Raw genomic sequence first — 21,675 nt, 5'->3', positions numbered from 1 at the left:
TTTGATGTTGGTTTTACAACCAATTCAGAATATTTTTATGGTTAGCCCTGGGAGATTTGTATGTTTCCTGGTTTCAAAATAGCATTTTGCTTTGAATGTTTAGAGGTGAAACACTTTACTATATATAGCAACAGTTTATGAATCTTAATAATGACTTTAACGACTCAGCAGCTAGTAACTACAACGTATTTTGAAAAACTGATTTGGACTTGGCGCAATCATAAAATTCAATATACGGTCATGGGGACTGGACAACCGTTGGTACTCGTGCATGGCTTTGGTGCTTCCATTGGACATTGGCGCAAAAATATCCCAGTCTTAGCAAGTGCTGGCTACAAAGTTTTTGCGGTGGATCTTTTGGGTTTTGGCGGTTCAGATAAAGCGCCCATTGATTACAGTACAGAAGTTTGGGTAGAACTATTAAAAGATTTTTGGACAGACCAGATTCAACAGCCTGCGGTATTTATCGGTAATTCCATCGGCGCACTCTTAAGCCTGATTGTCTTGGCAGAACATCCAGAGATTAGTGCTGGTGGTGTGTTAATTAACTCAGCTGGTGGTTTAAGTCATCGTCCCCATGAATTGAACCCACCTCTCAGAATTGTCATGGCGGCTTTTAATCGAGTCGTGCGATCGCCTATGACTGGTAAATTTGTGTTTAACCGTATCCGCCAAAAATCCCAAATTCGCCGCACACTTTACCAAGTTTACCGCGATCGCTCTGCCGTTACTGATGAGTTAGTTGATTTACTTTATACTCCCTCCTGTGATCCTGGAGCGCAACAGGTTTTTGCCTCCATCCTCTCAGCTCCTCCAGGGCCAGAACCAAAGGAACTATTACCCAAAATAGAACGTCCATTATTGGTAATTTGGGGTGCTGATGATCCTTGGACACCAATTACGGGGGTCAAGATTTACGAAAAGGCACTGGAGAATGGCAAAGATATTAAAATTGTTCCCATTCCTGGAGCCGGTCATTGCCCTCACGATGAAGTGCCAGATGTTGTCAATGCCCAGATTGTTGATTGGCTAGCACAGAGGTTAGAGGTTAGAGGCTAGGAAGATTAGGGGTGCAGGGGTGCAAAGGAGACAAGGTAAACAAGGAAGAATTTTCTTTGCAATCCCCACTCAGCACCCAGTGAGAAGTCGGAGCGTCGGCTCTGCCGTAGACGCACAAGCGGCTTGTCCTCAGACATCTGAACTTCGGTGACTCATGACTAAGCACTCTATCGTGTGTATTCAGCCAAAATGGCAGGTAAGAATCTGGGAGAATCTTTATAATTTTGTGATTGCACCTTGACAAAATTAAACTCAGGTGGTGTGTGATGGAGCTTGATGTCCGTAATAAAGGGGTAATTCCCTTAATTCACCATCCAGATTTTTCTGCTTTAGGTTATGAAGTGATCCGAGAACTGGGACAAAATCAGGAAGGTGGACGCATCACTTACCTTGCCAATGTCCGGCACTCTTCTCAACAGGTAGTCATTAAAGGGTTTAGTCTTTCCCATACAGGTGCGGATTGGTCGGGTGTAACAGCCTATGAACGGGAAGTGGAAATTCTGCAAAGACTCAATCATCCCCGGATTCCCCACTATCTCAATTCTTTTGCCACGCCTACAGGTTTTTATTTAGTGCAAGAGTATAAAAACGCTCCTTCTTTGGCTTCAGAACGCAACTTTCAACCAGAAGAAATTAAGCAGATAGCTGTGTCAATTTTAGAAATTTTGGTTTATTTGCAACAGCAAGTTGAGCCAATTATCCATCGGGATATTAAACCAGAGAATATTTTAGTGGATGAGAAATTGAATGCTTACCTAGTTGATTTTGATTTGGCTCAGGTACAGAGTGAGAAAATGGCTCTGAGCAGCTTGGCAGTAGGAACCCCAGGCTTTATGCCTCCAGAGGAACAACGCGGTGATGATCTCACCCCTGCTTCAGACTTATATAGTTTAGGCGCGACACTGATTTGCTTACTTACCGCTACCCGTTCTGTAGATATTGGCGAGTTAATTGATCCTAATTACCGTTTTAATTTTCAGCAATTGCTTCCCCACATTCACCCCCGTTTTGGGTTGTGGTTAAGGAGAATGGTAGAACCCAAATCTCAATATCGCTATGCTAATGCAGCTACTGCATTGGTGGCATTACAACTAATACCAGTAACTGGTGCTGCCAATGCGATGGAAACATTCATGGCATCTGTAAGATTAAGAAGACAAACAGCTGTCTTAGGTTTAGCAATGATGGGAATGTTGGCAGTAGCTGGAATAACTCTCATCATGTCACAACAGGGTGGTGCAGCCCAGCAGTTGCAAGAAAGTAGGGATGTAGGGGTGTAGGGGAACAGGGGAGCAGAGGAGCAGAGGAGCAGGGGAGGATGTAGCTTGCTTCTCTTACGATGGCGTAAGCCTACCCGTAGGGTGGGAGTGAGGGGAGATAAGGTAGACAAGATAGAAATTCTTTCCCAGTCCCCAGTCCCCAGTCCCCAGTCCCCAGTTCCCAACTACTTAATACTGATAGATTGCAACATTTTCTCCCGCTTTTTGCGAGCTATCTCTTGCAAATCAACGCTTCTATCAGTTTCATCAACAATTTCTCCAGTGATTACTTCCAGGACATCTTCCAAAGTGACGACACCAGCAACACTTCCATACTCATTTACTACTACCGCCAAATGTTCACGGGCTTCTATAAAGTTTTTCAACAGTGTATCTGCCTGAATTAACTCTGGAACAAAGCGAACCTTGCGAGTCAGGGTAGAGATTTTTTGGTGTTTTTGCCCTTCCACCATTGCTGTCAACAGTTCCTGTTTTAAAGCAAATCCCATCACTTGATCAATAGACTCATCGATCACAATAATCCGGGTATGTTGGGAAGCAATGATATCTGGTTTCGCCTCCGCTATGGTCAGATTGCCGCGTATATGTGTCAGCATAATCCGGGGAGTCATGAGATCGGCTGCTGTGACATCATTGAGTCTAAACACCCTTTGAATCATTTCTGCTTCATCGCTTTCAATGATCCCTTCCTGTTGACCGATATTCGCCAATAACTTAATTTCCGCCTCGTTAGTTGTTGGTCTTTTTTTACCTCTAGAAAACGGTGCAGTTACGTTTTCTAAAAGCCACACTAAGGGTGTAAAAGCAATTGACAGTGCTGTTACAGGTAGAGCTGCCAGCATAGCGAGTTGTTCACAATATCGCTCTCCGATAGTTTTGGGAATAATTTCACCAAATATAATGATCAGGAAGGTTAATACTGCGGAAAATACGCCCAGCCACTGAGATCCTAGCGACTGAGTAGCAACGCCCCCTGTGACAATACTGCCAATAATGTTGAAAGTGTTGTTGAGGATGACAATAGTCGCAATTGGTCGATTCATATTTTCCCGAATCGCCAAAAGTGCAGATGCTGAAGGGTTATTTGATTGTGCTAATTGTCTAACTCTCAGCGTAGAAACAGAAAACAGCGCCGTTTCTACACTAGAACACAACGCTGAACCCAGAATGACAACAATTACGGTAGTTATAAGCTGTAGCATATTGTTTCCCAAAGATGGGAATGGATCGTCTCCTAATTAGTAACTATCTTTATTATCTTCAGAATTTGCTGCTTCGCTATTCATTACCGCAGGGAGTCATATCTCTCTGAGCAAAAACAACTGTTGTATGGGCTTGGTATGGGTGCGATCGCCCCTAACTAGAACAAACGTTCTTCACAATCCAAATTCAAGCCTCACTGTTCAATCAAAATTGAGCGTAATTAAATTTAACATTACCTGCGATGTAAAACTATTCTGTCAGTATCAGAGATGATGCTGATTTATGTCATATAATTTTTTTTTATAGTTTCAAGAGTTCACGTAAATTTACTATTGATAAATATCTAGCTTTTTTTGAAACTTTTGCTATCTAGTAGTTTTTTATTAATACCAAAATTTTTAAAATTACCAAAACAAGAATATAAAGAAAAAATGATTTTGTATAGTGATTTTATAGACAATAAAATCATGTTGATGCCGTTTATTTTTCAGATTTTCATTGGACAATAAAGATTAGAAAATATTCACTAGAGTATTAACCAGGGATCTGCCATCTTCATTAATTTACTGCTCCTGTCAACAGTGGATTTGAATCCACTGTTGAACCTTCCTTACTTCCCCAAGGAGATTACATTAGATGGCTAGAAAAAACAGAAAACCATCTAGTTTTAAGTGTGATCATTCACTAAATACTAGATGTCCTATATGTTGTATTATTCCGCCACATATACTAGAAAATGTTGCGAGTAATGGTACATCTCAACAGCGTCATTGGGCTTTTCAGACATTAAATCTTTCAGCACAATTACGCGGACGCAGAGACATCGTTGGCAATATCTCTTTTGCACCTTCACCTGGAGAAAAGCGCCGCTCCATTTACGATGCTAAAAATATGCAGATACTACCAGGAACTTTAGTGCGGAATGAAGGTGATCCCCCTAGCACCGATGAAGCTGTAAATGAAGCCTATGACGCGGCTGGTTATACCTATGATTTGTTTTACGAAATCTTTGAGCGTAATTCCATTGACAATCAGGGAAGACGTTTAGATTCCACAGTTCATTACGGAGTTAAATACGAAAATGCCTTTTGGAATGGCGATCAGATGGTTTATGGTGATGGTGATGGCGAACTATTTTCACGTTTTACTAAGTGTATTGATGTCATTGCCCATGAGCTAACTCACGGCGTAACCCAGTATGAGGCTGCTTTATTCTACTATGGCGAATCAGGAGCTTTAAACGAATCGTTTTCTGATGTGTTTGGTTCCTTAGTTAAACAAAGGGTAAAAAACCAGACAGCTGAAGAAGCAGACTGGATAATTGGTGAGGGTCTATTAATGCCAACTGTCAAAGGTATTGGCATTCGCTCTATGAAGGAGCCAGGAACCGCATACGATGACCCCGTTTTAGGTAAAGATCCTCAACCGGGACACGTTAAAGACCAATATGTTGGCTGGGCAGATAATGGTGGTGTACATATCAACTCAGGTATTCCTAATCGCGCTTTTTATCTAGCAGCTATGGAAATCGGGGGCTATGCCTGGGAAAAAGCAGGTAAAATCTGGTACATAGCTTTATGCGATCGCCTCCGTGCTAAGGCGAATTTTAAAAAAGCTGCTGAGGTGACTGTGCAAATAGCTAGCGAACTTTACGGGGATGGCAGTAAAGAACATCAAGCAGTACATCATGCTTGGCAACAGGTAGGAGTTCTGGAAGTAGGGAGTGGGGAGTAGGGAATGGGGAATGGAGGGCAGACAAAGCAGAGGTGATATATTGATATTGCCCAGTCCCCTCTTTTCAACTGCTAAACTGGAAGGTGAAAATTTTCATCTTCCAGTTTTGATGTTTTTCCTTTCAAGCTTGCCACGGAGAGTCATCAATGCAGATATTCTGGGAACGCACGGGTGGTTTTGCTGGCATCAGGAAGTCACTCAGCATTGACACCGATAATCTACCAGCCAAAGCGGCAGAGGAACTTTCTCAACTGGTAACAGCCGCCGATTTTTTTCACCTACCTGAACAGATTAATTCTCCTGATCCTCAGTGCGATCGCTTTCAGTATCGGTTAACTGTAAAAGAAAATGGTAAACAGCATACAGTAACTATAAGTGAAGCCGCATTATCTAACACTTTAAGTATTCTCATCGCATGGCTCAATCAAGCAGCAAATTCTAGATAAGTAGGACTTACGTAACTGGTACACCACAACAAAATTACAGGTAGTTAATAGCAATTAGTTTTGTTTTTAACTAATGAATATTGCAACAGTGTCTATTGCCTATTGAGATTACAATCGTTCCCAAGCCGTATCTCTATAGCCATAGTCAAAAATTTCTGGATGTAAAATTTCTGCCAAAATTTCCAGAGAATCTACCAGTCTGGGGCCTGGACGATTAAAGTAGGCATTACCATCAGTAATGTAGACTCTACCAGTTTTAAAGGCATGAAGATTTTGCCAATCTAGATTTTGTGTCAATAATTTGGCTTCTTGACGAGTGCGATTTAAGTCAAAACCGCAAGGCATAAATACTATGATATCTGGATTACTGACTAACAGTGTTTCCCATCGCAAATGAGGGGAAGGCTGACCTGTTACACAAAAGAGTGATTGTCCACCAGCTAAGTTGACTAATTCAGGAATCCAATTTGCTGCTACTATCAAAGGGTCTGTCCACTCAATGCAGGCGACAGTAGGTAATTCTGCTAATGAAAGCCCTTGGATTTTTTGCTGGCAAATTTTGACACGGGCTTCTAAGTTTTCTATGACTTTGACAGCATCTACACCAAATATATCAGCGACTCGTTCAATGTCATTCCAAACATCCTCTAGCAGATTAGGTTGTAAAGACACAATCTGAGGTGAGCTATGGGTGAGTTCGGCAACGGCTTTTTCCACTTCTTGGAAGCTCACAGCGCAAACATCACACTGGTCTTGCGTCAAAATATGGGTAGGTTGTAACCTCTCAACCACATCTGTCTTAATTTGATAGATGCTGAGAGCAGATTGCAGTAAATTATTGATCTCATTGTGGATCTCAGTGCTGGGAGCATTGCTGTCTAAGCGTGGCTGCGTACAAATAGGGCGATTTTGGATTTCTGGCGGGTAGTCACATTCATGCGATCGCCCGACAATCGCATCCGTTAACCCCAAGCTGGCTAAAATCTCAGTTCCACTGGGAATCAAAGAAATAATTCTGACATTATCATTTTTCATTGCAACACCTTTGCAATAGCTACTCTGACATTAATTTAATTGTTGCAAAATTCAACTTAGCAAGTATCTTTCTAGAGGATAATGCCTAAGCAACAATTAGTATTTTTATTAAATGTATATTCAGAAATACTGATTATATTGATCTCACTTAGATGAATCCAGCTATAAATTTAGCTGCATTGAAGTTTATATGAAATAATTTTTAAACTTAACAAATGTACTTTAAGTGCGATTACCGAATATATGGCGTAGCGTATCACTGGCTTTCAATGCGACAATTATAGTGGTGGGTGATGAAGTTAGAAAACTGATGTTCAAAATAGTGTTCAAATTATCACATCATCATGGCAAACTTCTACAAAAAAATATACCTTCCGGTTATGTAAAACTATCTGAGGAAATTGTATCTATAAAGACAGTTCTCAATCTGAATTGAGAACTGCAAACCAAAGTAATTTCTTTTCAGGAATAACAAATGCAGGTGCTAGTGGTTAAAGATATTACACAACACCAGCAAGCCCAAGAGGCTTTGCGAATTCAAGAAAAAGAGCGACGTAAACAAAGTCAGACCCTAGTGCAATTGGCAACAAGCAAGACATTTCAACAAGGTAATCTCAATGCTGTATTTCAAGAAATTACGGAGGCTACGGCTAGAACACTATTCGTGAAGCAAGTAGGCGTATGGTTCTACAATCAAGAACGCTCTGCACTTGAGTGTATCGATTTATATGATCTGAGTACACAAGAACATACTTATGGTCAATCTTTATTACAAGAGAATTACCCAAGTTATTTTCAAGTTTTAGCAGAGGAACGCAACATAGCAGTAGATGATGTGATCAATGACTACAGAACCCAAGAATTATCTACGTATTATTCTGCATTTGGCGTTGTATCGTTGCTCAATACACCAATTTGGGTAGAAGGTTGTTTAGTAGGAATCTTGTGTTATGAACATTGTGGTGAAGTGCGTCATTGGACTTTAGAAGAAGAAAATTTTGTCAGTTCAATTTCTGATTTTTTGTCCCTAGCCATAGAGACAAGAGAACGCAAAGCCATACAATCAACATTGCGAAAGAGTGAAATGCAATTGCAAGCCATTCTTGAGCATTCTGCAATGGGTATTGGGCTGTTAGATATGAAGGCACAGATAGTAGATGCAAATCCAGCCCTGTGTCAAATGTTGGGATACAGTCTAGAAGATTTATACGGTAAGTATTTTACAGATTATATTTCTCAGCCAACAGAAGATTTAAATAGTTATCAACAACTAACAGCGACAATTTGCACAGGTTTCCAGCAGACTGATGAAAACCGATATGTAGCCACCGAAATACATTTCCGTCATCAAGATGGTAGCTTAATTTGGACTAAACTTTCGGTTGCTATGTTGTCAGATGTTGATGATCAACCTGAGTTTTATTTGGTAATCGTTGAAGATATTACAGAACGCAAACAAACAGAGTTAAAACTGCGTGCTTCCCAAGCAGCAGCCGAAGCGGGAAGTAGAGCTAAAAGTGAATTTTTAGCAACCATGAGCCACGAACTGCGGACACCACTAAATGCCGTTATGGGTTTGTCACAGTTACTACAACAAGAAATAGTCGGCGCTCTCAATGAGAAACAAAAAGAATATATAAGTTGTATATATAGCAGTGGCGAACATTTACTGGCGCTGATTAACGATATCTTGGATTTATCTAAGGTAGAGGTTGGCAAGGAAGAATTATTTCTGATGCCTATCCTAGTGCCAGATTTGTGCAATTATGTTTTATCAACAGTGCGCGATCGCGCGATCGCTCAAGGCTTAAAACTCACCTGTGAAATTGATTCAGCAGCAGCTATTTGCACGGCAGATGAACGTCGCATCAAGCAAATGTTAATCAATTTGCTCAACAATGCTATTAAATTCACTCCAGAAGGTGAGGTATCTTTATCAGTCAAAAAAGTGCCAAAAGGCATGAAATTTACAATATCAGATACAGGGATTGGCATTGACCCAAGCCAGTTTCAATTTTTATTTGAACCATTTAAACAGCTAGATAGTAAATTAAATCGTCAGTATGAAGGAACTGGGTTAGGTTTAGCCTTAACACAGAAGTTAGCTAGGTTACATGGCGGTGATGTGACAGTCACATCAACGTTAGGGGTAGGCAGTCAATTCACGCTATTTTTACCAGATCAAGACATTTGAAGGTGGAATCTGGTGTCAACAATAATTTGGGATTGATCTTGTTAATGATTTTCTCACTTTAACAAATACTTAACTTAAATTTATCTCTTCCTAGAGAAATATTTCTGTGAGTAGACGAAATTATATTGGTATTCTGTTTTATATAAAGCAGGAATATATTAATATTAATTAAAACTGCTTTATTAAGCATAAAAAAATGAAATTTAGAACCTGGGCGAGCAGAGTATCAATCATTTTTTTCATGTTATCTGCTTTAGTTTTTGCACTCAGCGTGGGGAAAGTTACACAATTACCAGATAATACAACCACATCATCAAATCAAGAGATTGCCACCTGGAATCAATATCCACCAATGCAAGTTCAAGCAGTTCAAGCCCAAGTTGAGCAAAAACAAGATTTACTCACATCTCCAACTAAAACGAACAATAGCTCTGGCAGATACATAACCACTGAAGCTTTTAACAGATATAGACCTAGATACGAAATTGCTGCTGTACACCCCAGCAACTACGGTGACAGATATATTCAAGATGCTAACGGTGTAATTTTAAATAATCAACCAATTATTGTTATTCACGAAACCGCTAATTCAGCTGCTAGTGCAGTTAATTTTTTTCAGACACCTCATGAAGATGAAAATGTGCAAGCAAGTTATCACGCCATTATTAAGTTAGACGGGACTGTAATTTATCTTGTCCCTCCAGATAAGCGGGCGTTTGGCGCAGCTAACTCTGTATTTGATGGTGCAGATGGCCCCGAAACTGTCAAAACTAACCCGAATTTACCACCATCTGTAAATAATTTTGCTTACCACGTTTCCCTAGAAACACCCCCAGATGGGCGTGGAAATAATTACATCACATCTCATAGTGGTTACACAGAGGTGCAGTATCAATCTTTGGCTTGGTTAATTGCCCAAAGCCAAGTACCAGAAGATCGTATTACCACGCACAAAGCCGTAGATCGTTCTGGACAAAGAGCTGACCCTTTCAGTTTTGATAGTGACAGATTATTCGGCTTGCTTAACACCTATCGCCAAATCAGTCCTGTGTATCGAGCTGGTAATTCTTAAGGGAACAGCAAAAAATAAATTATCCCAAATTTACGGTTAGTAGGGTGCGTCAGTATGAATAATTTTTTGGTATAGCTAGGGTTTTTTGCACTGACGCACCCTTGTATATTAAACTCACCCTGATGTTGTTTCTATTTCCGAGGCAGACAAACCTGTTAAATTAGCTACCTGTTCGACTGTCATCCCGGATTCAAGTAAATTACGTGCAGTTTGTAGTAACTGTAATTCTGCTTTGTTTGCGCGTTGACGTTCTTTTTCTTCAGGAGTTGGCAGTAATTCTCCAGTCAAAGTTGCCCAGCGTAACCAAGTTGCGTCAGTACCTTGATAATTTCCTTGCCATAGCTGCAATGCTAACCTTAAAGATTTACTAACCAATTGATTTTGAGTATTTGCTGTGATGGGGACATAAAGGCCTTCTTGGAGAGCAAACCCAGCTAAATCATCAGGATTAAAAGGGTCATACCAGAAATATTCCGATACACGCATTTGATTTTGATAGATTAGCTTTTTCTCATTGTTGTCTGCTGAGGCTGTGCTGTCAGAAAGTAACTCAATCACTACATCCGGTGCTTTCCCCTCTTCCCACACCACCCAACTACGTCGTTCTCCTTTAGGAACTCCCAACACTGCAAAAAAGTCTGGCCCTTTAAAGTCTTTGTTTCGCACTTGCGCCAGACTGTAGTAAACAAACATATTACCACCGACAAACCCATCCTCTCGTAGTTCTAACCAAGGGATTAAAGCATCAATGAGCAAATCCATTTGGGCTTTATGCCGTGAGCTTTCCATTGGGATGCCATCATCGTAGGGTAACTCTGTCTGGGTTGGTGGAAGTTGAATTTCTGGTGTAGCTAGGATTGTGTCTGACATAGCTTTTCACCTAAGATGTGCGATCGCGGATACTTTCGTGTGACTACAAAAATTAGAGGTAAAGCACAGCCCATCAGTCTAATTTTTTAGTAAAACTATAAATTTTTTGTGTCTCCAAGCGATCACCTACCACAGAAGGCAATTCCCCGTCTGCAATTGTTTGCCTATCTAGTTGGACTTGCAAGTTACTCAGAGGATCGCTACCAGGAGAAATCAGAAACTCTAGCTTTTGAACATAAGGCAAAGTGACTAGGTTATCCAAAATTTGCAAGATAGCTTGGAGATAGGGATGACCACTTTGCTGATACCAGTCAGAACTAGCAACTGTTGGTTGGTCAAAACCCAGGTGTACTGTTAACGATGGCTCATCAAATAAGGCGATCGCTAATGGCCGGGCTTCTTCCTGTAACAATAAATCATGACTTTTCGCTAAATGCCGCAGTTTCTCTAAACGTTCATAGCGTTTTGTCACCAATTGCGGGTCATCTTGCCAATCAATGGCTACTGTCACTAAGTAGGTTTGTAACAGCATATGACCCAGCTTTTTCGCCTTAGTTGCTAGGTAATAGGAATTGTAATCGTTGCTTTCAATTAATAATGGCACGCGATCAACTACTTCCAACCCATAGCCTTTAACTCCCGCAATCTTCCGGGGATTGTTAGTAATTAGGCGAATCTTTTTCACCCCTAAATCCATGAGAATTTGCGCCCCCATCCCATAATCTCGCAAGTCGGCGGGGAATCCCAAACGCTCGTTAGCTTCTACCGTATCCAATCCCAAATCCTGCAACGAGTAGGCTTTGAGCTTGTTAATCAAGCCAATTCCTCGTCCTTCTTGGCGGAGGTAGACAATCACCCCTTGACCGGCAGTTTCAATCATTTTCAGTGCGGCTTGCAATTGCATCCGACAGTCACAGCGCAAAGAACCCAAAGCATCGCCGGTCAGACATTCTGAGTGCATCCGCACCATCACTGGCTCATCTTTAAAGTTATCGGGGTTGCCTTTGACAATGGCAACGTGTTCTGTGTTGTCTAGGGTGTGGCGATAGGCGTAAATATCAAACTGACCGAATTGACTAGGTAGCTTAGTTACCACTTCTCGATATACCAAGCGATCGTGTTTGAGGCGATAACTAATTAAGTCAGCAATACTAATAATTTTGAGATTGTGATGTTTAGCATAATCAACTAACTGCTGCAAGCGCGCCATTGAACCATCGGGATTTTGAATTTCACAAATCACCCCGGCTGGATACAATCCTGCCAATCGAGATAAATCAACAGCCGCTTCCGTGTGTCCAGCACGTTTGAGAACACCACCCTCCCTAGCTCGCAAGGGGAAAATATGACCAGGACGACGTAAATCTGAAGGTTTGGTAGCTGGGTTGAGAGTTATTTGAATGGTACGCGCCCTATCTTCGGCAGATATCCCAGTTGATACGCCCAAATGTGGCCCCGCATCGATACTGACAGTAAAAGCCGTCTGATTAGGATCGGTAATATTTGTCACCATTAATGGTAAATCGAGTTCATCTAGGCGATCGCCCGTCATCGCCAAACAAATCAAGCCTCTAGCTTCTACCGCCATGAAATTGATCATGTCGGGTGTGGCAAATTGGGCTGCACAAATCAAGTCGCCTTCATTTTCTCGATTTTCATCATCTACCACTACAATGGCGCGACCAGCCTTAAGTTCTTTCAAGGCAGCATCAATAGTATCAAACATAAAATCTGGGGTTGCAGGGCTAATACCATGATTCATCTCCTCTACTTGAGGAGCTATATCCATGTTGGGATCATCTCCAGGAATGGGAGCGTTTTCTGGCTGCTGTGTATTTTTAGACTGTGACACAGAGAATGTTAACTAAGGAATAGTAAATTTTTTTAACAATTTCTTATCTTAGATTGTAGCTCCTTTGTGCAGCACAGATATAGACTAGCAATGTTGCGATCGCATGGAGAAATTTCTGCCAATCAGGACTGGCGCAAAAATCTTCTTCGCTGTGGGCGGTTGTAAAGATTGCCAATGATTTTTCATCCTCGTGCGTCAGTTCTACCGTTAAAATTGGGCTTTAGTGCTGTGTCGTTGAATATGCTCTGGTGCTGGTCTTCTGTGGCGGTTTATCAATTTCGCCTCTGGTAGCTAGTAGTTGACAAATAACAATAGATTAACCAAAAGCGGATGGGGATTTGAGATCATGGGTAATTTTAGACGCGTACCCGTTGGGATTGTTGGCGCGTCAGGCTATGGCGGATTGCAATTAGTACGATTACTACTGGAACATCCAGAAGTCGAATTAGTTTATTTAGGTGAAGAAAATAATTTAGGAAAGACATTGGCTGCTACCTACCCTCAATTGGCGAATGTCGTGAAATTACCAATTGAGGCTGTAGAACCAGAAACTATTGCCCATCGTTGTGAAGCGGTGTTTCTTTCCCTAGCAAATGGTCTGGCTTGCCAAATTACGCCCACATTAATAGAAAAAGGATGTAAGGTAATCGATCTAAGTGCAGACTATCGATTTATGAATTTGGCAACCTACACCAGTTGGTATGGTACAGAAAGGAGTGATCACGCTACCGTCGCCACAGCCGTGTATGGATTACCCGAACTTTATCGCGATCGCATTGCTGATGCCCAGTTAGTTGGCTGTCCTGGTGCTTACCCTACTGCCAGCCTGTTAGCACTTTTACCTCTATTCAAGCAAGGCTTAATCGTACCCGAAACGGCAATTATCGATGCTAAATCTGGTGCATCAACTGGTGGTAGAGAAACTAAAACTCATTTATTACTAGCAGAAGCTGATAATTCCCTGGCTGCTTATAGTGTTACCCGTCATCGCCATACCCCAGAAATTGAGCAAATTTGTAGCGAACTGGCAGGCCATGAAGTTACGGTACAGTTTACCCCCCACCTGGTGCCGATGGTGCGGGGAATTTTAGCAACGGTATACGCCACACTCCGCGATCCTGGTTTAGTAGGAGATGATTTAACCACAATTTATCGAGCCTTCTATCGCAATTCCCCTTGGGTAAATATATGTGATAGCGGCGTTTACCCCCATACTAAATGGGCTAGTGGTACTAATATTTGTTACATCGGTGTAGAAGTTGACCCCCGTACTGGCCGGATAATCGTGATGTCAGCAATTGACAACCTGATTAAAGGCCAGGCGGGTCAAGCAATTCAGTGTTTCAACCTCATGATGGGTTGGGATGAGACATTGGGTTTACCCAAGTTGGGATTTTATCCATAACAGGTGACAGGGAACAGGTGACAGGTGACAGTTCTTATAACCTGTAACCTGTAACCCCTAAAGGGGTTCGCCACTTGCTATATGCCGGGGAACCCGTCCACCGCAGTGGCTCACCTGTCACCTGTCACCTACTTTGGTCCTAAACCTACAGCCCCAGCATACACGGCGCGATCGCCTAGTTCATCTTCAATGCGGAGTAAGCGGTTGTATTTGGCTACCCGTTCACTACGACACAGAGAACCGGTTTTGATTTGACCTGCACGGGTGGCGACGGCTAAATCCGCAATTGTTGTATCTTCTGTTTCACCAGAACGATGGCTAATAACTGACCGGAAACCGTTACGAGTTGCCAAGTCAATTGTTTCCAAAGTCTCAGTCAAAGAACCGATTTGGTTGAGTTTAATCAAAATGGCGTTACCGGCTTTTCCTTGGATGCCTTTTTGTAAGCGAGTAGCATTAGTTACAAACAAGTCATCCCCTACTAACTGCACCTTTGAGCCAATTTTCTGGGTGAGTAATTGCCAATGCTGCCAATCTTCCTCATGCAAACCATCCTCAATGGACACAATCGGGTATTGGTCAACCAACTGACCTAAATAATCAATAAACTCAGTGGGTGCATGAGGCTTACCATCGTAGACATACTGCCCATCTTTGTAAAATTCGCTCGCAGCTACGTCTAAAGCTAAAGCCACTTGTTCCCCTGGCTTGTAACCAGCTTTTTCAATGGCAGCCACCAGTAATTCTAAAGCTACTTGGTTTGATTCTAGGTTCGGAGCAAAACCGCCTTCGTCGCCCACACCAGTTAATAAACCTTTGTCATGCAATACTTCACTGAGGGTAGCAAACACCTCTGCACCCCAGCGCAGTGCTTCCCGGAAAGAAGACGCGCCAATGGGGACAATCATAAACTCTTGAAAGTCTACATTATTAGCAGCGTGCGCCCCACCGTTAATGACATTCATCAAAGGTACAGGTAGCAAATTCGCTAAAGGCCCACCTAAATAGCGATACAGAGGAATTCCCAAAGACTCAGCCCCAGCCCTTGCTGCTGCCAGGGAAACTGCCAGAATTGCGTTTGCGCCTAAGTTGGATTTATTCGCCGAACCATCCAGGGCAATCATTGTTCTGTCAATCAGTTCTTGATCGAGGGCATCTAAATCAATTAATTTCGGGGTCAGTACCTGATTAACGTTTTGTACTGCCTTGAGTACCCCTTTCCCACCGTAGCGGCTTTTGTCCTTGTCTCGTAGTTCATGGGCTTCAAAAGTTCCAGTAGAAGCACCACTAGGAACTTGTGCTAGTCCCACAGCACCACTGAGTAAATGTACTTCTGCTTCTACCGTTGGTCTACCCCGTGAGTCGAGAATTTCGCGGGCTACAATTGCCTCAATGGCTGTATCTACAATGTTACTCATTGATTTTTGGTCTCCTTCTTACCGTTAATCGCACAAAATCTAGTAGCTCAACCCAATCGCTAGCATATGCTCTGAGGCGAACTATCGGCTGAGATTAAATGAAGATTTCCAGAGATTGGGTTAAATGGGCGGACTTTGGATTTTGGATTATTTATTGGTCAATAGTCAATAGTCTTTGAAAGGGAACAGGTGACAGGTGATAGGTGACAGGTGACAGGTGACAGGTGACAGGTGACAGGTGACAGGTGACAGATGACAGGGAACAGAGGAGAGTAATTTTTACCACTCCCCATTCCCTCTGTACAATGTTGGCAGAAATCAATATTTTACAGAGCCAACACCAAAGGTAATTATGCGTTTACTTCATACAATGTTGCGGGTAGGCAATCTGGAAGAGTCCTTGAAATTTTACTGTGATGTTCTGGGGATGAAACTACTACGGCGCAAGGATTATCCTAGTGGAGAGTTTACACTAGCTTTTATTGGTTATGGCGACGAAAGCGATAACACAGTCATAGAATTAACCTACAACTGGGGTGTAGACAAGTATGAATTAGGTAATGCTTACGGTCATATTGCTCTTGGTGTAGATGATATCTACGCTACCTGTGCAGAAATTAAAAATCGTGGCGGTAAAGTAGTGCGAGAACCAGGGCCAATGAAACATGGTTCTACAGTCATTGCTTTTGTAGAAGATCCAAACGGATACAAAATTGAGTTAATTCAACTAGGAACTCAAGGTTCAGCACAAAAACAGGAATCGTCAGAACAACTGGTAACTCAGTAATTTTCATATTGAGACTGGGGATTGGGGAAGCAGGGGATTGGGGATTGAATTTTCCCGTATGCTCCCTTGTTTTCCTCATCTTCCACCCTACGGGTAGGCTTACGCCATCGTAAGAGAAGCAAGCTACATCCCCCTCATCCCTCTTACCCGTCTACCAAACTAAATATTTTCCCGAATCCCATTTGGCAAAGTCACCTCATGATGATGTTTTCGTTTTAAATTAGGGAATAGGTAGTGGGTCAAACTATAACTTAGTTGCTATGTCCTTGACTGCCGCAACATAAATACGCGGATACAAGTTGAAAATATTGGAATTACTGATTGGGGAGTAGAAATTGGCAAAAGTGCTGCGTAACAATACTAACCTCTAGCTTCTCACCTCTAAACTCTTTCTTCCTCATTACTCAATTTTTACCTTAAAACTACAAAATCTTAAAGTTCCACATCAAAAATCGTAAAGATGCAGCCTACAGATCCTAATAAATTTACTGATAAAGCCTGGGAAGCAATTGTGAAATCTCAGGATATAGTTCGTGCATATCAACAACAGCAACTAGATGTTGAACATTTAATTATTGCGCTATTAGAAGAGCCTACAAGTTTAGCAATCCGAATTTTGGCTCGTGCAGAAGTTGATCCTGTCCGCTTACAACAGCAATTAGAAGCTTTTACTCAACGTCAACCTAAAGTTGGCAAAAGTGATCAGCTTTACCTCGGTCGTAGCTTAGATACGATGCTTGACCGCGCTGAAGAAATTAGGGCGCGGATGAAAGATGGCTATATTTCTGTGGAACATATTCTGTTAGCTTTTGCTGATGATGAGCGTGTTGGTAGACGGGTACTCAAAGGTTTTAATGTAGACAATATCAAAATAGAAGCCAGTATTAAAGCAGTTCGCGGTAGTCAAAAAGTGACAGACCAAAATCCAGAATCCCGCTATGAAGCCCTACAAAAATTTGGTCGGGATTTAACAGAACAGGCAAAATCAGGGAAGTTAGACCCAGTAATTGGGCGGGATGATGAAATTCGCCGCGTAATTCAGGTGTTATCTCGCCGGAGTAAGAATAACCCGGTGTTGATTGGTGAACCAGGGGTGGGTAAGACTGCGATCGCCGAAGCTCTGGCACAACGTATCATCAATGGTGATGTCCCAGAATCTCTGAAAAATCGGCAACTCATCTCTTTAGATATCGGTAGTTTAATCGCTGGGGCAAAATACCGGGGTGAATTTGAAGACCGTCTGAAAGCTGTTCTCCGGGAAGTTACGGAATCCAACGGTCAAATTGTTCTGTTTATCGATGAACTGCATACAGTTGTTGGTACAGGCTCAAATCAACAAGGGGCGATGGATGCGGGAAATTTACTCAAACCTATGTTGGCGCGGGGCGAACTGCGGTGTATTGGGGCGACTACCCTCGATGAATACCGCAAGTTTATTGAGAAAGATGCAGCCCTAGAACGTCGCTTTCAGCAGGTATATGTTGATCAGCCCAGTGTGGAGAATACAATCTCGATTCTCCGGGGTTTGAAGGAACGCTACGAAGTCCATCACAATGTGAAAATTTCTGACTCGGCGTTGGTGGCGGCGGCGACTTTATCGGCGCGTTATATTTCTGATCGGTTTTTACCAGATAAAGCCATTGATTTGGTAGATGAAGCCGCAGCCCAGTTAAAAATGGAGATTACCTCCAAACCATCAGAATTAGAAACCATTGACCGCCGCTTGATGCAGCTAGAAATGGAAAAGCTATCTCTAGCTGGGGAAGAGAAAGTTCCAGCCCAAACTAAGGAGCGTTTGGAGCGCATTGAGCTAGAAATTGCTAATTTAACTAAAAAACAACAGGATTTAAGCAATCAATGGCAAGGTGAAAAGCTACTATTGGAAGCCATCAGTGCTTTAAAGAAAGAAGAAGAAGCTTTAAGAACTCAGATTGAACAAGCCGAACGCGCCTACGATTTGAATAAAGCGGCTCAGTTGAAGTATGGCAAATTGGAGGGAGTACAGCGCGATCGCGAGTCGAAAGAAGCGAAGCTGTTAGAATTACAAAGCCAAGGTTCTACCCTCCTACGCGAACAAGTCACCGAAGCCGACATCGCAGAAATCGTTGCTAAGTGGACAGGTATCCCCGTTAATCGCCTCCTGGAATCAGAACGGCAAAAATTACTGCAATTAGAAAGCCATTTACATCAACGTGTGATCGGTCAACAGGAAGCCGTAGAAGCAGTTTCCGCCGCCATTCGTCGCGCCCGTGCGGGGATGAAAGACCCCAACCGCCCCATCGGTTCATTTTTATTCATGGGGCCGACTGGTGTCGGTAAAACCGAACTCGCCCGCGCCTTAGCCCAATTTCTCTTTGACTCGGATGATGCTTTAGTGCGCCTCGATATGTCCGAGTACATGGAAAAACACTCAGTTTCACGCTTAGTGGGTGCGCCTCCTGGTTACATAGGCTACGAAGAAGGCGGACAACTTTCAGAAGCTATTCGCCGTCATCCCTATTCAGTAGTGCTTTTGGATGAAGTAGAGAAAGCCCACCCCGATGTGTTCAATATCTTGTTACAGGTGTTAGATGATGGAAGAATTACTGATTCTCAGGGAAGAACTGTAGATTTTCGCAACACAGTGATTGTGATGACCAGTAACATTGGTAGTGAACATATATTAGATGTGTCTGGTGATGATTCCCAGTATGAGACAATGCGAAATCGGGTAATGGATGCCTTGCGATCGCACTTCCGCCCCGAATTTCTCAACCGCGTTGATGATATAATTCTCTTCCACACCCTCAGCCGTTCTGAAATGCAGCATATTATCCGCATTCAACTCAAGCGTGTGGAAAATCTGCTACGAGAGCAAAAAATATCCTTTGAAATCTCCCCAGCCGCTTGTGATTTCTTAGTTGAACGTGGTTATGATCCAGTTTACGGCGCACGTCCCCTGAAACGTTCCATTCAGCGAGAAATTGAAAACCCTATTGCTACCAAGTTATTGGAAAATACTTTTATTGCTGGAGACACCATTTACATTGACAAAGGTGAAAATGGGTTGGCTTTCAGCAATAAAGCACCAGTTAAGGTTTCAGTGCCACAGATTATGACCTAGTTTTTGCTCTGAATTTTACGGCAGTTCCCACCTAAACATCCTAAAAAAACTTCGATTTTAGGTGGGGTGACATTTCATTGTTGCAATACACTGATGATTATTGACTATAATAGCTTGCTTGGGAATACTAAAGCTGTTAGAGGTATTGATATCAATATTAAGTGAGCTATTATGTCTATCAACTTTACTGTAGCGATACCAACTTACAATGGTGTAAATCGCTTACCTCAAGTTTTAGAAAGGTTACGAAATCAAATTGACCTACATAATATCAACTGGGAAATTATTGTTATAGATAACAATAGTACAGATGGTACATCTCAACTTATTAAAGATTATCAAAATCAGTGGTCTAGTTATTTAAAATTACATTATTATTTTGAACCAGAGCAAGGATTAGCTTTTGCCAGAAACAAAGCAATTCAAGAAGCTAACGGAGAATTCATTGGCTTTTTAGATGACGATAATTTACCTGCAAATGATTGGGTTATTTCAGCATATGAATTTGGACAAAAGTATCCCAAAGCAGGTGCATACTCCAGTCAGATTCATGGACTATTTGAAGTTGAACCCTCAGCACAACTCAAGCCAATCATTTTTTACCTTGCTATTAACGAAAGAGGTTCACAAGCTATGCTATATGAGCCTCGCCAAAAAGGATTTCCCCCTGGTGCTGGTTTAGTGGTGCGTCGCCAAGTATGGAAAGATTGTGTACCCAATCGTCTTTTTTTAGTAGGTAGGGTGGGAACATCAATGTTAGCAGGTGAAGATGCAGAAGCTTTGTCCTACATTTATCAAGCAGGTTGGGAAATTTGGTATAATCCGGCGATGGTAGTAGAACATATTATTCCGCATTGGAGATTAGAAAGAAGTTACTTAATTTCTTTGATGCGTGGTATTGGTTTGAGTCGCTATCATTTAAGGATGCTTGCTCTACAAAAGTGGCAAAGACCTCTGTTTTCTTTATTTTATTTAATAAATGACGGATATAAGTTAACACTTCATTACATTTCTTATTATACCCAACTGAAAACTGATACAGTTGCTAGCTGCGAGTTAGAAAGACTTTTTGCCACCTTTATTAGTCCTTTTTATTTAGGATGGGTCAGAATGAGAAAAATTATGAAATTATACTGATGATATTACTATATGTGAATTATTAATATATAAATCATTTGTTTATACAGATATGACAGACTATTATATGCCAATAATATCAGTCATCATTCCAGTATTCAATGGCGAAAGAACCATTCAAGAAACTGTTAAATCTGTTTTACAGCAGACATTTGATGATTTTGAACTGATTATTATTAATGCCAGTTCTACAGATTCTACCTTAGATGTTATTTCACAGTTCCAAGACTCACGTATCAAAGTATTTTCCTATCCTAAAGCAAATGTAGCAGTTAATCGTAATCGGGGCGCTGCTTATGCTGTTGGTGAGTTTTTAACTTTTATAGATGCGGATGATCTTTGGACTCCTGATAAATTAGAAGCTCAATACAAAGCTTTAGTAGAATATCCTGAAGCTGCTGTAGCTTATAGTTGGACAAATTGTATAGATGAAACAGGTAAATTCTTGCGTAAATGTAGCACTATTGCAGTCACAGGTAATGTCTATCCACATCTTTTATTAGAAGACTTTATTGGCAATGGTTCTAATGTTATGATTTGTTATCAGGCATTCAAAGATGTTGGTGGTTTTGATGAATCTCTTACTAATGCACAAGATTCTGATTTATGGCTGAAGTTAGCTGCACGATACCAGTTTGTAGCAGTACCAAAAGTACAAGTTTTATATCGAATTCTCACTGATTCTATGTCTGCTAATGTTTGGAAGTTAGAATCTGCCTGTTTACAGGTTCTTGAACGCTCTTTTAGTCATGCTCCTGCATCGTTACAGTATCTTAAGTCATACTGTTTAGCTAATCTCTATAAGTATCTGCTTTATAGATCCCTTGAAGGATATTCAGATAGAAGTAAAATTCAGATAACTACCAAATTTATTATCTATACAATCAAAACTGATCCATCTATTTTGTTTAAAAAAACTATTTATAAAGCATTATTAAAACTAATATTAATTATTCTATTTACTCGAAATATAAATAATAAAATATTTTCCAAATTTCCTTCTATTAAAAACACAAGTAGTTTACTAGGTTATATAATTACAGATCCGCATACCTTACCACATAAGTAATATGGGCAACA

The 21,675-nt window shown here is 41.4% G+C and carries 16 protein-coding genes; 11 read left to right on the top strand and 5 right to left on the bottom strand.

The genetic code is table 11. The features are described 5' to 3' along the window. Nucleotides 1-150 precede the first annotated feature (150 nt). The gene (locus NOS7524_RS25475; RefSeq protein ID WP_015141360.1) at nucleotides 151-1,059 is read left to right on the top strand and encodes an alpha/beta fold hydrolase; all 909 of its coding nucleotides are present in this window, start codon (nucleotides 151-153) and stop codon (nucleotides 1,057-1,059) included. A 266-nt stretch (nucleotides 1,060-1,325) separates the two neighbouring features. Then, nucleotides 1,326-2,339 carry a serine/threonine protein kinase gene (locus NOS7524_RS25470; protein ID WP_015141359.1) on the top strand — a complete coding sequence of 338 codons (1,014 nt, stop codon included), beginning with the start codon at nucleotides 1,326-1,328 and terminating at the stop codon, nucleotides 2,337-2,339. A 164-nt stretch (nucleotides 2,340-2,503) separates the two neighbouring features. On the opposite strand, the gene NOS7524_RS25465 is transcribed toward NOS7524_RS25470, so the two are convergent. Continuing rightward, nucleotides 2,504-3,541 carry a hemolysin family protein gene (locus NOS7524_RS25465; protein WP_015141358.1) on the bottom strand — a complete coding sequence of 346 codons (1,038 nt, stop codon included), beginning with the start codon at nucleotides 3,539-3,541 and terminating at the stop codon, nucleotides 2,504-2,506. A gap of 637 nt (nucleotides 3,542-4,178) precedes the next feature. Between NOS7524_RS25465 and NOS7524_RS25460 the strand changes: the two genes are divergently transcribed. Both NOS7524_RS25460 and NOS7524_RS25455 read left to right on the top strand, forming a co-directional pair. Next, complete coding sequence (locus tag NOS7524_RS25460; protein WP_015141357.1) at nucleotides 4,179-5,276, top strand: M4 family metallopeptidase; 1,098 nt, start codon at nucleotides 4,179-4,181, stop codon at nucleotides 5,274-5,276. 146 nt (nucleotides 5,277-5,422) lie between these two features. Next, entirely contained in the window at nucleotides 5,423-5,722 is a 300-nt protein-coding gene (locus tag NOS7524_RS25455; protein WP_015141356.1) for a protealysin inhibitor emfourin, read from the top strand. Nucleotides 5,723-5,830: 108 nt separating this feature from the next. On the opposite strand, the gene NOS7524_RS25450 is transcribed toward NOS7524_RS25455, so the two are convergent. Beyond that, entirely contained in the window at nucleotides 5,831-6,757 is a 927-nt protein-coding gene (locus tag NOS7524_RS25450) for a cobalamin-binding protein (RefSeq protein WP_015141355.1), read from the bottom strand. A 475-nt stretch (nucleotides 6,758-7,232) separates the two neighbouring features. Between NOS7524_RS25450 and NOS7524_RS25445 the strand changes: the two genes are divergently transcribed. After that, complete coding sequence (locus tag NOS7524_RS25445; RefSeq protein ID WP_015141354.1) at nucleotides 7,233-8,951, top strand: sensor histidine kinase; 1,719 nt, start codon at nucleotides 7,233-7,235, stop codon at nucleotides 8,949-8,951. A 196-nt stretch (nucleotides 8,952-9,147) separates the two neighbouring features. After that, nucleotides 9,148-10,023: a peptidoglycan recognition protein family protein gene (locus NOS7524_RS25440; protein ID WP_015141353.1), complete on the top strand. Its 876-nt coding sequence runs from the start codon at nucleotides 9,148-9,150 to the stop codon at nucleotides 10,021-10,023. Between the two features lie 114 nt (nucleotides 10,024-10,137). Here the strand turns inward: NOS7524_RS25440 and NOS7524_RS25435 are convergent, their stop codons facing one another. Together NOS7524_RS25435 and ribBA are read right to left on the bottom strand one after the other, a co-directional pair. After that, nucleotides 10,138-10,893 (bottom strand): Uma2 family endonuclease, encoded by a 756-nt coding sequence (locus tag NOS7524_RS25435; protein ID WP_015141352.1) that lies wholly within the window; start codon nucleotides 10,891-10,893, stop codon nucleotides 10,138-10,140. 73 nt (nucleotides 10,894-10,966) lie between these two features. Continuing rightward, nucleotides 10,967-12,655 carry a bifunctional 3,4-dihydroxy-2-butanone-4-phosphate synthase/GTP cyclohydrolase II gene (gene ribBA / locus NOS7524_RS25430; RefSeq protein ID WP_041555959.1) on the bottom strand — a complete coding sequence of 563 codons (1,689 nt, stop codon included), beginning with the start codon at nucleotides 12,653-12,655 and terminating at the stop codon, nucleotides 10,967-10,969. Nucleotides 12,656-13,091: 436 nt separating this feature from the next. Here ribBA and argC point away from each other — a divergent pair, with 436 nt between their 5' ends. Beyond that, nucleotides 13,092-14,150 carry an N-acetyl-gamma-glutamyl-phosphate reductase gene (gene argC, locus NOS7524_RS25425; protein ID WP_015141350.1) on the top strand — a complete coding sequence of 353 codons (1,059 nt, stop codon included), beginning with the start codon at nucleotides 13,092-13,094 and terminating at the stop codon, nucleotides 14,148-14,150. Nucleotides 14,151-14,278: 128 nt separating this feature from the next. Here argC and eno read toward each other — a convergent pair whose 3' ends face one another. Beyond that, nucleotides 14,279-15,568 (bottom strand): phosphopyruvate hydratase, encoded by a 1,290-nt coding sequence (gene eno, locus NOS7524_RS25420; protein ID WP_015141349.1) that lies wholly within the window; start codon nucleotides 15,566-15,568, stop codon nucleotides 14,279-14,281. 352 nt (nucleotides 15,569-15,920) lie between these two features. Between eno and gloA the strand changes: the two genes are divergently transcribed. The 4 genes from gloA (at nucleotide 15,921) to NOS7524_RS25400 (ending at nucleotide 21,664) form a co-directional block, all read left to right on the top strand. Then, nucleotides 15,921-16,355, top strand: coding sequence for a lactoylglutathione lyase (gene gloA / locus NOS7524_RS25415; protein WP_015141348.1), 435 nt, complete (start codon nucleotides 15,921-15,923; stop codon nucleotides 16,353-16,355). A gap of 460 nt (nucleotides 16,356-16,815) precedes the next feature. Beyond that, nucleotides 16,816-19,458 carry an ATP-dependent chaperone ClpB gene (gene clpB / locus NOS7524_RS25410; protein ID WP_015141347.1) on the top strand — a complete coding sequence of 881 codons (2,643 nt, stop codon included), beginning with the start codon at nucleotides 16,816-16,818 and terminating at the stop codon, nucleotides 19,456-19,458. 171 nt (nucleotides 19,459-19,629) lie between these two features. Then, entirely contained in the window at nucleotides 19,630-20,595 is a 966-nt protein-coding gene (gene hpsE, locus NOS7524_RS25405) for a hormogonium polysaccharide biosynthesis glycosyltransferase HpsE (RefSeq protein ID WP_015141346.1), read from the top strand. A 52-nt stretch (nucleotides 20,596-20,647) separates the two neighbouring features. Further along, entirely contained in the window at nucleotides 20,648-21,664 is a 1,017-nt protein-coding gene (locus tag NOS7524_RS25400; protein ID WP_015141345.1) for a glycosyltransferase, read from the top strand. Nucleotides 21,665-21,675 lie beyond the last annotated feature (11 nt).

The organism is Nostoc sp. PCC 7524, from assembly GCF_000316645.1.
Classification (GTDB): domain Bacteria; phylum Cyanobacteriota; class Cyanobacteriia; order Cyanobacteriales; family Nostocaceae; genus Trichormus.
This window is presented reverse-complemented; position numbering and strand designations above follow the sequence as displayed.

Excerpts from the sequence above, each read along its gene's own strand:
- NOS7524_RS25450 (WP_015141355.1), bottom strand. The coding sequence starts at position 6,757 with ATGAAAAATGATAATGTCAGAATTATTTCTTTGATTCCCAGTGGAACT.
- NOS7524_RS25460 (WP_015141357.1), top strand. The coding sequence starts at position 4,179 with ATGGCTAGAAAAAACAGAAAACCATCTAGTTTTAAGTGTGATCATTCA.
- NOS7524_RS25440 (WP_015141353.1), top strand. The coding sequence starts at position 9,148 with ATGAAATTTAGAACCTGGGCGAGCAGAGTATCAATCATTTTTTTCATG.
- gloA (WP_015141348.1), top strand. The coding sequence starts at position 15,921 with ATGCGTTTACTTCATACAATGTTGCGGGTAGGCAATCTGGAAGAGTCC.
- NOS7524_RS25400 (WP_015141345.1), top strand. The coding sequence starts at position 20,648 with ATGACAGACTATTATATGCCAATAATATCAGTCATCATTCCAGTATTC.
- NOS7524_RS25475 (WP_015141360.1), top strand. The coding sequence starts at position 151 with ATGACTTTAACGACTCAGCAGCTAGTAACTACAACGTATTTTGAAAAA.
- eno (WP_015141349.1), bottom strand. The coding sequence starts at position 15,568 with ATGAGTAACATTGTAGATACAGCCATTGAGGCAATTGTAGCCCGCGAA.
- NOS7524_RS25465 (WP_015141358.1), bottom strand. The coding sequence starts at position 3,541 with ATGCTACAGCTTATAACTACCGTAATTGTTGTCATTCTGGGTTCAGCG.
- ribBA (WP_041555959.1), bottom strand. The coding sequence starts at position 12,655 with ATGAATCATGGTATTAGCCCTGCAACCCCAGATTTTATGTTTGATACT.
- NOS7524_RS25435 (WP_015141352.1), bottom strand. The coding sequence starts at position 10,893 with ATGTCAGACACAATCCTAGCTACACCAGAAATTCAACTTCCACCAACC.
- NOS7524_RS25455 (WP_015141356.1), top strand. The coding sequence starts at position 5,423 with ATGCAGATATTCTGGGAACGCACGGGTGGTTTTGCTGGCATCAGGAAG.
- clpB (WP_015141347.1), top strand. The coding sequence starts at position 16,816 with ATGCAGCCTACAGATCCTAATAAATTTACTGATAAAGCCTGGGAAGCA.
- NOS7524_RS25445 (WP_015141354.1), top strand. The coding sequence starts at position 7,233 with ATGCAGGTGCTAGTGGTTAAAGATATTACACAACACCAGCAAGCCCAA.
- argC (WP_015141350.1), top strand. The coding sequence starts at position 13,092 with ATGGGTAATTTTAGACGCGTACCCGTTGGGATTGTTGGCGCGTCAGGC.
- hpsE (WP_015141346.1), top strand. The coding sequence starts at position 19,630 with ATGTCTATCAACTTTACTGTAGCGATACCAACTTACAATGGTGTAAAT.
- NOS7524_RS25470 (WP_015141359.1), top strand. The coding sequence starts at position 1,326 with ATGGAGCTTGATGTCCGTAATAAAGGGGTAATTCCCTTAATTCACCAT.